The sequence below is a fragment of the Flavobacterium sp. BFFFF1 genome (genome assembly GCF_002256285.1).
Classification (GTDB): domain Bacteria; phylum Bacteroidota; class Bacteroidia; order Flavobacteriales; family Flavobacteriaceae; genus Flavobacterium.
The window spans coordinates 1-12,098 of sequence record NZ_NKJE01000046.1 but is presented as its reverse complement, the minus strand read 5'-3'; the positions used below and the strand labels follow the sequence as shown (position 1 = coordinate 12,098).

The window sequence follows — 12,098 nt, the reverse complement described above, 5'->3', positions numbered from 1 at the left end:
ATATGATCCTTATAAATCACCAAAACCGAGCGGGAACGTTTTATTTTTTCGCTGTTTTTGTCGAATGCATTCGCGACCGCCTGATTGAGTTTTTTGTAATCGATGTTGTTGAAAACCGTGTCTTTAGGCTCGTTATTGCCATAAGGAAAGGGGAGGGTATTTTTCGCGAAATGCCGTTTTGGAACGTCGTAAGGCTTGGTCGCGTCAAAATCGTCATTGATCAGTGTCACACCAAGGCCTTCACGATAAATCGCTTTGCGTTTCTTTAGTCCGTAGAACGATGCCGTGGCAAAATTTCCCTGCTCATCAATTTCGTTTTTGGCAAGCCGTACCATGTCAATATCATTGTCACCACTTTCAATAAGCTGCTGCTGCCGGCCGTCGAGAAAATGCCCCGAAGCGATGCTCTTGGCAGAAAAACCTGAAATGAGGTCCAGTTTTGGGTAATTGACGGCAAAAATAATGATCACTGCTGCCAATAACGCTAAGGCGAAATATTTGACGAATTTTTTCATAGGAAACGATTTACAGACACGTAAAAATAGTGGAATTATTAACAACTGTGCATTCCGATTGACATTGCATTTTTTATTACTTTTGTATTTAGATTTTTTCTAAATAAACATGCTCGACATCAATAAAATCCGCTCGGATTTCCCCATACTTTCCAGACAGATCAACGGCAAGCCGCTTGTCTATTTTGACAATGGCGCTACTTCCCAAAAGCCAACAGTAGTCATTGAAGCGATTGCAAAATATTACGAAGAGATCAATGCAAACATACATCGTGGCGTGCACAGGCTCAGCCAGCTGGCTACTGATGCATATGAGCAATCCCGCGAGAAAATCCGCGCGCACCTCAATGCCGCATTGGCACACGAGGTATTGTTCACTTCAGGAACTACTTTCGGGATTAATCTTGTGTCGAATGGTTTTGCGTCGATTTTAAAACCGGGCGATGAAGTTCTCGTGTCAGCGTTAGAGCATCACAGCAATATTGTGCCGTGGCAAATGCTTTGCGAGCGGACAGGAGCGGTTTTGAAAGTGATTCCGATGAATACACACGGTGAACTGATCATCAGCGAGTACGAAAAACTGCTTGCAGGAAATGTGAAACTGGTTGCGGTAAACCATATTTCGAATGCGTTGGGTACAGTGAATCCAATCAAGGAAATGATTGCAAAGGCACATGCCGCCGGCGCCGCTATCCTGATTGATGGCGCCCAGGCCGTTCCGCATTTGAAACCCGATGTACAGGAACTGGACTGCGATTTTTATGTGTTTTCAGGACATAAGATCTGCGGACCCACCGGAACAGGAATTTTATATGGAAAAGAAGCCTGGCTGAATAAACTGCCGCCGTACCAGGGTGGCGGCGAAATGATCAAAGAAGTCTCCTTTGAAAAGACTACTTACGCCGAACTCCCCCATAAATTTGAAGCTGGAACACCAAACATTGCAGGCGGAATCGTTTTGGGTACCGCGGTGGACTACATGAATGCTGTCGGTTTTGAAAATATACAGCAACAAGAGTCGGAGTTGCTGACCTATGGTACCCAAAAATTGCTCGAAATAGAAGGGCTCACGATTTTCGGTACAGCGAAAGAAAAAACTTCCGTAATTTCGTTTAATATTAATGGCATTCATCCCTATGATATCGGTGCCATCCTGGACAAAATGGGAATTGCAGTGAGGACAGGCCACCATTGTGCACAACCCATCATGCAATTTTTCGGAATTCCGGGAACCGTAAGGGCTTCATTTGCGTTTTACAATACCAAAGAAGAAATAGATATGCTTGTAACGGCAGTAAAAAAGGCAAAAATGATGCTTTCCTAAATAGCAAAAAATGAAACTAGTTGTAACCATATTTCTTTCCGTAATCCTGGCAAAAAGCTGCAATACACAGCAACATGATGAAATGAAAAAGGCAAATATAGAATACCAGGCGGTTTCCAGGGGTTATTATCTGGCCATCAACATTCAGAACGATTTGCTGACCATTGCAAACAAAAGGGATGCTGCGCCAAAGGAATACAAACTGTCTGACAGCGAACGGGATGCACTTTCTAAATTATTTCTCGATTTGAAATTGGACGCGCTTTCAACCTATGAAGGACCGACGCAAAAGCGATTTTACGATGGTGCTCCGATAGCAAACATGCGGGTGGTCTATGAGGGCAAAACTTATGAGACACAAAGTTTTGACCATGGGTATCCGCCGAAGGAAATCGAAGCCTTCGTAAACAAAATCGTATCATTTTCAAACCCTGCTGCAGAATGAAGATTCAGGAAATACAACGTGAAATTATCGACGAGTTTTCGATGTTTGACGAGGAGAACTGGGATGAACGTTACCAGTATTTGATTGATTTGGGGAAAACGCTTCCGCTGATTGAGGAACAATATAAAACCGATGAGAACCTGATTAAGGGATGCCAGTCGAAAGTATGGCTTCATGGCGCGGAAAATGAAGGAAAAATTACTTTTACCGCAGACAGTGATGCGATTTTAACCAAGGGGATCATCGCGATTTTAATCCGCACATTTTCAAACCAGGAACCGTCGGAAATCCTGAAAGCAGATACAAAATTCATTGATGAAATCGGTCTTAAGGAACATTTGTCACCAACAAGGGCGAACGGCCTCGTTTCGATGATCAAACAAATTAAAATGTACGCATTGGCATTCGACTCAAAAAACTAAGCAATACCACTATGGAAAACGAAATAGATACCAACCAACTTGGAGAACTTATTGTAAAAAAACTCAAATCCATTTATGACCCGGAAATACCGGTAGACATTTATGAATTGGGATTGATTTATGATGTTATGGTCAACACCGATTATGAGGTGAAGATATTAATGACGCTGACGTCTCCCAATTGCCCCGTGGCAGAATCGCTGCCAAAAGAAGTGGAGGACAAAATCAAAACGATTGAAAATGTAAAAGATGTGGAAGTCGAAATTACGTTCGATCCACCCTGGAGCAAGGACCTGATGAGCGAAGAAGCAAAATTGGAGTTAGGGATGTTGTAGTTCCTGAATTATGGAACAAATTATCAATAAAGTGGCCAACTCGGCCCTGGAAGTCTTCGACCTTGAAGATTATTACCCAAAAGGCGCCCGAAGGCAGGTTGACATTTCGCAATGGCTTTTTGAGGGTGTTGTGTTAAAGGAGAAAGACTTTAGGGAATCCCTTAAACAGCATGACTGGCAGCAATACCAGGATGCGTATGTCGCTGTTTCCGCACCCGAAGACGCCATTATCCCGTCGTGGGCTGCGATTTTGGTAACGGTGTACCTGACGCCTTATGCTAAAAAAATCATATCTGGCAAAATTGAAGACATTGATGTGTCGCTGTATCAGGAAATTCTTCAGGCACTGGATTACACGGCGTATCAGGACAAGCCTGTTATCGTAAAGGGATGCTCGAAGAAACCGGTGCCGATGAGCGCCTATATACTTGCGACGCAAAAACTACAGCCGTTTGCAAAAAGCATTATGTACGGGGAGGCGTGTTCCGCAGTTCCCTTATATAAAAGGAAATAATTTCGGCATGGATTATTATCTTTGCAGCTCAAATATTTTAACCATGAAAAAGATTGCTTATGCCCTGATATTTTTGATGTCTTTCATTGGCATTAAGGCGCAGGAAAAAGAAACTACCGTTGCGGACACCACAAAAGCGTGGACAAAAAAGGGAAATGCAACCCTTTTATTCAACCAGTCTACCTTCGATAACTGGCTTGCCGGTGGAGAGAATAACGTTTCTGGAAACATTGGGGTCAATTATGATTTCAATTATAAAAAAGGAGATTGGTCATGGGACAATAAAGTACAGGCGTCGTATGGTCTTGTAAAAACGAAAACAAGCGCGTTTGCCAAGAAAACGGACGACCGCTTCGAAATCAATTCGTTGTTGGGAAAGAAAGCAAAAGGGTATTGGTATTACTCCGCTTTCCTGAACTTCAAAACGCAGTTTACCAAAGGATATGTTTATGACAGAGATGCTAATGGCGCTGAGATTCGGAAAGAATATACTGCATTCCTGTCCCCTGGTTACCTGTATTTCGGCCCCGGTTTGCTATGGAAAAGGAATGACAACCTGAAGTTCAACCTTTCCCCAATGACCTCAAAATTCACGTTTGTCGATAAAAACAGGACATTGCCTGAAGAGGCATATTTTGGAGTAAAGGAAGGCGAAAGCATCCGCTATGAATTGGGTTTCAATGCTTCGGCATATTACAAAGTAGGGGTTATTGCGAATGTGATGTTTGAGAATATCCTGAACCTTTACAGCAATTACCTCGAGGATATTCAAAACGTTGACATTGATTACCAGTTAAATATTGTATTGAAGGTAAACCGCTATATTTCAACAAACATTTCTTTTCAGACGATTTATGATGACAACGCATTACAGGGATTCCAGGTAAGGCAGGTGTTTGGAGTGGGCGCTAATTATGGGTTCTAATTAATTCAGTGGTCAGAACCATCATGACTAGGAACCCGAATTAGAATAAAACAAGCCCTCAACCGAGGGCTTTTGTTATGCTATTCTTCTTTTTCGACTGCATCCTTATAATCCGGGTACAGGAACTTATTATAAGGAAAACGAGTAATATGAATTTCGCGGACCGCTTCATAAACCCTTTCGCGGAATTCCTCAAAATTTTCTTTATTTACCGCCGAAATAAACAGCGCATTCTTCGCACCCACGTTATTCATCCACGTATGTTTCCATTCTTCCAAAGTGTAGTGTTTCGTGGTTTTTTCGGTAATCAGATCGTCATGGTCAATCGTCAGGTGCTTGTAAGCATCGATTTTGTTGAAAACCATAATCGTTGGCTTGCCGTCGCTTTTAATATCCGCTAAAATCTGGTTCACCGATTCGATGTGGTCTTCAAAATCCGGATGGGAAATGTCAACCACGTGCAGCAAAAGATCCGCTTCACGCACTTCGTCCAACGTACTTTTGAAGGAGTCTACAAGCTGCGTCGGCAATTTCCGGATAAAACCTACCGTATCGGACAAAAGGAAAGGAAGGTTTTTTATTACTACTTTTCTAACCGTAGTATCCAGCGTTGCAAAAAGTTTATTCTCTACAAAAACTTCGCTCTTGCTGATGACGTTCATTAAGGTGGATTTCCCAACATTGGTATAACCTACTAAAGCGACACGAACCATTGCGCCACGGTTCCCACGTTGCACGGACATTTGTTTGTCGATTATTTTAATTTTGTCTTTCAAAAGCGAAATTCGGTCACGGACAATTCTACGGTCGGTTTCAATCTCCGTTTCGCCCGGACCACGCATCCCGATTCCGCCCTTTTGGCGTTCCAGGTGTGTCCACATTCCCGAAAGCCGCGGAAGGAGATACTGGCATTGTGCCAGTTCCACCTGGGTGCGCGCATACGAAGTCTCCGCGCGTTGCGCGAAAATATCCAGGATGAGGTTGGTTCGGTCCAGAACCTTGCAGTTAAGGATTTTGGTAATGTTCTTCTGCTGTGACGGCGAAAGTTCATCATCGAATATAACGGTGGCAATATTGTGCTCTATTATATAGGTGTGGATTTCCTCCATCTTACCAGTTCCTACAAAAGTTTTTGGGTTTGGTCGCTCCATCTTCTGTGAAAAACGCTTGATTACTTCGCCGCCGGCGGTGAAAGTGAGGAATTCGAGTTCGTCGAGGTATTCAGTTAGCTTTTCTTCGCTCTGGCTTTGCGTAATGATTCCTACGATAATGGTCCTTTCAAAATTGATATTTTCTTTTTCGAGCATAGTTTTTTTATGAAGTGCAAAATTAGACAATTTACACCGAGTAAGCTTCTAAAATGTATTGTTACACCACCATTGTTTTAGAAGTATTTCGTTAAATATTAAAATTTAGTTAGGATATTCTTAAAATTTTTTAAATTTGGAATTCTAAATTACGGAAATACTATTCTAAAACCCACTAAATCTTTTCATTTCATGAAAAAAATTATTTTATTATTAACCTTCCTTCTTTATTCTGTACTGGGTTTCAGCCAGGTAGAAACATTCGAAGGAGGCATCCCGACAAACTGGGCTGTAATCAATGGAACCAACGGCGTTGGGGCACTCCAACCCTGGATATTGAATACAACACCGTTCCCAGTCAATCCGTCGCCTTACCCTGCTCACAATGACACAACGCCTCCAACACAAAATGCGGCGTATGTAAACAATGAGCAGATTGGTATGGGAAACACTGAGGAAGACTGGTTGATCATGAACCAAAGGCTCATCCCAACAAATGGACAACTGCGCTTTTGGACAAGGCTGACTACAGTCGGTGATCAGGGAACCATTTATCAGATCAGGGTTTCTACAGGGGCTAACCAAACCAGTCAAGGCGGTTATACCATCCTTCAAACATGGGGTGAAGATGAAATTATCGATCCTACACAACCACTTGCAGATTATCAAGAGGTTACGGTGGATTTCCCGGCAGCATTGCAGGGACAAAACGTATATATCGCTTTCGTCAGGGTGTTTACACAGCCACTCGGTGCCAGAGCGGGAGACCGTTGGTTGATCGACGACGTAAATATTGTACAGAAATGTCTTGCGCCAACGAATCCTGGAATTGTTCCGGCATCCATTGCATCAACAAGTGTGACGCTGACGTGGCAGAATCCTGGGCTTTCGACGGATTTTGAAGTAGAGGTTATTCCTGCGTCACAGGATCCTACGGGAGTGGGAACGCCTATTAACGTGTCTCCTGCTGTTGCAAATGTGAATGTACCGTGCCCTATTGTTCTTTTGCCCGGTACAACATATAAATATTACGTTCGCGCGGTCTGCGGGCCGGGTAATACGAGTGAATGGGCAGGACCTGCCATCTTTCCGACACTTGTTCTGGGATCAGTATGTGCTGACCCTCTTGCGATTTCGGCCTTGCCATTTCAGGATACCGGGAATACGGCGACTTATGGTGATGAAGTGGATACACCTCAGGGGAATTCGTGCGGTGCTTTGCCGGTTGGAACGAACTACCTTTCAGGAAATGAAGTTTTTTACCAATATACACCTACTGAAAATGGTGTGATTAGCGTCACGATGACTCCTCTTGGAACGACTTCAACAAACTCTTCGGTTTTTGTATACCAGGATTGTAACATTGGAACCTGTCTTGGGGGATCTGCAAGCGCTAATACAAACGTAAGGTCATTTAACCTGAATGTTACGGCGGGAGTACATTATACCATTGTAATTTCTTCTGGGCCTGCCACACAATCGATTACGTACAACCTCCTGATCCAAAAAGAAGATTGTACGCCTAAGCCGACGGGACTTGCGGCAAATGGCATTACGATTAACAGTGCTGACCTTACATGGACTAGTCCGGCAACTTTTTCATCATGGGAAGTTGCGGTGCAGCCATTGGGTTCTTTAGTTCCTTCGGGAGCCGGAGTGCCGGTAGCAACAAATTCTTATACGCCCACCCTTACCTCAGGTACACAATACCAGTTTTGGGTCAGGGCAGAATGCGGTACCGGTTCAGGCGTATTTAGCGCATGGGCGGGCCCATTTCCTTTTAATACGCTGATTTGTAACCCTGCTGACAAATGTGATTATACCTTCAGGCTTGCAAATACTACTGCAAACGGATGGGGCGCTACAAGAATGCAGGTAAGGCAAAACGGCATTGTCGTTGCCGATCTTGGTGCTACGGCTGCAGGAACGGGTCCAACGGACGTTACCGTAGCGCTTTGTAACAATGTTCCTTTTGATTTGTTCTGGAATGTTGCTGGTACAGCGCCTCAACAGCGAATTGTAACGATCATAAACAAATTTGGGCAAACCATTTACACAAAGCCTGCTGGAACAGGTGCTGTAAATACAGTTTTGTATAATGATGTTGTCAATTGTGATATACCAAGATGCGATATCGCTCCGATAAATGTCACAATCTCTGACGTGACTACTACCGGCGGCACGATTCATTGGGTGGCACCAGCGACGACGTCTTGGGACGTATATGTTGTCCCTCAGGGAAGTCCTGCGCCAACTGCCACTACAACACCTACATACGATGATGTTACCGGAACTTCTCCTGCGACTTTTGTAACGACGCTGCCTCTATTGCCGGATCATTGTTACGATGTCTATGTCAGGGTGAACTGCTCACCGGATCCTTCATTGTGGTCTGCCCCAGGAACATTCTGTACAAATCCTACTTGTTTTAAACCAACAAACCCTGTTGTAGCCGGTCCAACGACACTTACGGGAACGACATTTACATGGGATCCGGGAAATGCCTCGAACACCCAATTTGAAATTTTAATCGTAGCGGGTCCAAACCCACCGTCACCATTGCCTGATAATGGGACGGTATCGAACTATCCAATCATAACAGTACCTGCTGGAGGGCCGTACACATTCACTGTAGATAACCTGTTGCCTGCGACAATTTACTATGCCTATGTAAGGTCGGTTTGTTCTCCAACAGATTCAAGTGTTTGGACACCATTCCCGGTATTTAATACTGTTACTTGCGCTGATTCTGATAAATGTAACTACAAGTTCATTCTAACCAGTGCGGTTGGGAACAATTGGAACAATGGAAGGATCCAGGTGCGTCAGAATGGTATCGTTGTGGCGACGTTAGGCGCTACGGGCGTTAACGCTGCCGCGGGAATTACTGTTCCAATCTGTAACGGTGTGCCATTCGATTTATATTGGAGTGCTGCCGGAACGACGCCGCAAAACATTGGAGTATCTGTTCAAAACCCATTTTTGGATGTGCTCTATACAAAAGCACCAGGAACAGGAACGCCATTAACAGTATTGTATGCATCTACTGGAAACTGTGTTCCTGCGGCTTGCTCGAAACCAATCAATATGGTCGTAACAAGTGTTGACGCTACCAGCGCTACCATTACCTGGGACGATATCTCTGTTCCCACCGCGCCAAACTATGACATCTATATTGTAGAAACTATCGGCGGTGTGGCGCCAACCAATGATCCTGCTTCGCCAGCGTCGATCGAGAATATCCATAGTCCATTTACAATAAATGCTGCAAATGGTTTCGCCTTGAACCCATCGACTTCGTATACTTTTTATCTTAAGTCGATTTGTTCTGACACCGAATCGAGCACCTGGACGGTATTGACGCCAATCATTTTTGTTACCACACCTGTAAACAATAAGTGTGTGAACGCGATCAACGTGCCAATTAACACCGGACAGACTTGTACGCTTCCACCGGTGCCCGGCAATACATACGGTGCGAATTCGGATTTGACAGATCCTCCAGGGGGTACTCCTGCATCTGGTTGCGGCTCTACAGACGACGATATTTGGTTTACATTTACCGCTGGAGCAACGTCACAGACGATTAACTTTAGTAATATTGTCGGGACCCCGGCTTCGGCTAAAATTAATCATAGTGTGTTTTCTGGCTCATGTGGTTCTTTAACCCAAATGTACTGTAGTACTAATGCGAGTAGTACCGCCACAGGATTGACTGTAGGCCAGACGTATTATATCAGGGTATACACTTCAGGTACAAATCTTGCGCAATTCGTTAAATTTAATTTATGTATCACCTCGCCACCTGCTAATGACGAGTGCGCTAACGCATTGAACGTTCAGGTGAACCCACTATGGGAATGTAACCCTGCCTTGAATACAGCCGGTAGTACGTTAGGAGCTACAACTTCAACCCCTGCCGTTACCGGTACGGGATGTGGAACGACAGATGACGATGTTTGGTTTAGCTTCACCGCTACAAATAATATCCATATTATCGACATTAATGATATTGTAGGGACGTCCACTGCTGTTGCATTGAACCATTCACTTTTCTCAGGGCCTTGCGATGCACTGGTTAAATTGTATTGCAGTACAGCTACAGAAAGTGTTGCCACTGGATTAACGCCAGGACAGGTTTATCACATTCGGGTTTATACAGCTGCAAATACTGCTGGACAGTCTGCGACCTTCAATGTGTGTGTGAGTACACCGCCTCCGCCAGCCACCAACGATGATTGCTCAGCTGCGATAAACGCGGTGGTTAATGCCACTTCAAAGTGTACCCTGACAACGGCCGGTAACATTATTGGTGCTACCGCCTCTTCTCAACCAAGCAGTTGTATCGGTGCGGAAGATGATGACGTGTGGTTTACGTTTACTGCGTTATCAACACAGCATATTATCTCCTTACTGAATCTGGAAGGAACCACTAGCAACCTTAACCACGCAGTTTACACCGGGAATTGTGGTGGACTGACTTTAAAATACTGTAGTGCCGCAAATTCATTGACGAGCACAGCAACTAATTTTGTCGTTGGCCAAACCTATTACATCCGTGTATGGTCGAATGAAAACACCAGCCAGGTAGTGATTTTTGACCTTTGTATTAAGTCTGTTTCTACATGCGAGAATGCAGAGCCATTCTGCGGATCTTCTGTAGACAATCCATATATCTACGAAAATACAACTGGAATTCCGAACGCAAGCCAAATTGCCTGTCTCGGGTCGATCCCGAATCCAACGTATTATACTTTGCACGTGGGGCAGACGGGTGACCTTGCATTTAACATATTGCAAAACACTTCATTTGATGCTGCTGGTAATCCTGTAGGAACTAATCTTGATGTTGATTTTGTAGCGTGGGGTCCTTTTGACAGCCCTGATAGTTGTAATGAGATTTCATTTACAGATTGTCCAACTTGTCCGAACAATACCAATGATCCTACTTTTTATCCTTTTGGAAATATTGTGGATTGTAGTTATGATGGAAGTTTTACAGAGACATTAACTATTCCAGGTGCTGTTTCGGGACAATTTTATATCATTTTGGTAACGAACTTCAATGGCGCTGCTGGGCTTATCAGGCTTGTGCAAACTAACTTTGGGGATGCAGATGCCGGAGAGACAGTTTGTTGTGATGTTGATTTAGGTCCGGATAAATCGCTTTGCGCTGAAAGTGTAGAATTAAATGCTTTAGCGGGAATACAGGATCTTGATAATGTTCCGAGTACATTCCAATGGTTCTTAAACGGATCGACAACGCCAATCGTTGATCAGGATGGCGTAATTGTTACTTCGGCCACGATAACAGTTACACAATCAGGAACTTATACCGTTAAAGGATCCTGCGGATTGAATCCTGTTGAAGACGACATAGTGGTAGTTTTAGGGCCGGTGATTTTAACAACTCCTCCGGATGATTATGAGGTTTGTGATGTGGCGCCGAATGATGGTCTCGCGGAGTTTGACCTGACCACACTGACACCTCAGGTTTTAGGATCATTGAATTCTGCTGATTATGTAGTCACTTATTATGTGGATGAGGGAGAAGCAAATGCTGATGCTGCAAATACGATTGATACTACCGTACTGTTCCCTAATACTGTTCCTTATTTACAGACAATTTATATCAGGGTCGAAAGTACTGCGCTTGCTACTTGTTATTCGGTTGTTCCGGTTAATTTAGTGGTGACGCCAAAGGCAGATGCTTCGTTTGCATATAGCCCTACACAATACTGCAGCGATGTGGAGACAATCACTCCTAGCTCGGTAGTTGATGCTGGTGTATTTACTGCTACAGGTGGGTTGACAATTAACGCTGCTACCGGTGTGATTACACTTAATGGAAATGAGGATGGAGTTTACACAATTACAAACACTGTTGCTGGTGATTGTGGAGACACTAAAACGGCTTCGATTACAATTAATCGTACTCCTGACTTTAATGTTTCTGGCGATATGGAAATATGTCCGCTTGCAACCACTACGATTACAGTGGATGCTGTCGCTGGAAGTTTTAATCCTGCGGCGGTTTCTTATCAATGGTTCTTTGGTGCAAACGAGATAATTGGCCAGGCAGGGCAATCATTGGTTATCAATCTTTCGAGTCCCGATTACGATTACGGAATGTATTCTGTAACAGTTAACAACGCAGGTTGTACAACCACAAAACAGTTCGAGATTACCGAGGCGGTAAATAACTACGCGGTTAGCTTTGAGAACACGCCTTATACGATCTGCCAGAACCAGTCGGTTACTTTATCGTTTGTTGGCACGAACTTCGACATCAACGATCCTACGGCAGTTAA

8 protein-coding genes and 1 pseudogene are annotated in these 12,098 nt (G+C 44.0%); 7 read left to right on the top strand and 2 right to left on the bottom strand.

Annotated features, from left to right (window positions below; all coding sequences use genetic code 11):
* Window positions 1-515 (bottom strand): annotated as a pseudogene (locus tag CFE23_RS16035) (serine hydrolase); the annotation flags it as partial.
* Window positions 516-624: 109 nt separating this feature from the next.
* On the opposite strand from CFE23_RS16035, the gene CFE23_RS16030 reads away from it, so the two are divergent.
* Genes CFE23_RS16030 through CFE23_RS16005 form a run of 6 tightly spaced genes read left to right on the top strand, consistent with a single transcriptional unit; the run spans window position 625 to window position 4,480 of the window.
* The gene (locus CFE23_RS16030) at window positions 625-1,839 is read left to right on the top strand and encodes a cysteine desulfurase (RefSeq protein WP_291090272.1); all 1,215 of its coding nucleotides are present in this window, start codon (window positions 625-627) and stop codon (window positions 1,837-1,839) included.
* Window positions 1,840-1,849: 10 nt separating this feature from the next.
* Window positions 1,850-2,284 carry a hypothetical protein gene (locus tag CFE23_RS16025; RefSeq protein ID WP_291090270.1) on the top strand — a complete coding sequence of 145 codons (435 nt, stop codon included), beginning with the start codon at window positions 1,850-1,852 and terminating at the stop codon, window positions 2,282-2,284.
* A complete protein-coding gene (locus tag CFE23_RS16020) occupies window positions 2,281-2,706 on the top strand; it encodes a SufE family protein (RefSeq protein ID WP_291090268.1) in 426 nt (141 codons plus the stop codon). Before CFE23_RS16025 ends, CFE23_RS16020 begins: the two co-directional genes overlap by 4 nt.
* A gap of 11 nt (window positions 2,707-2,717) precedes the next feature.
* A complete protein-coding gene (locus CFE23_RS16015) occupies window positions 2,718-3,041 on the top strand; it encodes an SUF system Fe-S cluster assembly protein (protein WP_291090263.1) in 324 nt (107 codons plus the stop codon).
* A gap of 10 nt (window positions 3,042-3,051) precedes the next feature.
* Complete coding sequence (locus CFE23_RS16010; RefSeq protein WP_291090261.1) at window positions 3,052-3,555, top strand: DUF2480 family protein; 504 nt, start codon at window positions 3,052-3,054, stop codon at window positions 3,553-3,555.
* A gap of 43 nt (window positions 3,556-3,598) precedes the next feature.
* Window positions 3,599-4,480: a DUF3078 domain-containing protein gene (locus CFE23_RS16005; protein WP_291090260.1), complete on the top strand. Its 882-nt coding sequence runs from the start codon at window positions 3,599-3,601 to the stop codon at window positions 4,478-4,480.
* An 80-nt stretch (window positions 4,481-4,560) separates the two neighbouring features.
* Here CFE23_RS16005 and hflX read toward each other — a convergent pair whose 3' ends face one another.
* Complete coding sequence (gene hflX / locus CFE23_RS16000; protein WP_291090258.1) at window positions 4,561-5,787, bottom strand: GTPase HflX; 1,227 nt, start codon at window positions 5,785-5,787, stop codon at window positions 4,561-4,563.
* 192 nt (window positions 5,788-5,979) lie between these two features.
* Between hflX and CFE23_RS15995 the strand changes: the two genes are divergently transcribed.
* Window positions 5,980-12,098, top strand: a 6,119-nt coding sequence (locus tag CFE23_RS15995) for a fibronectin type III domain-containing protein (protein WP_291090255.1), incomplete at its 3' end; no start/stop codon positions are given.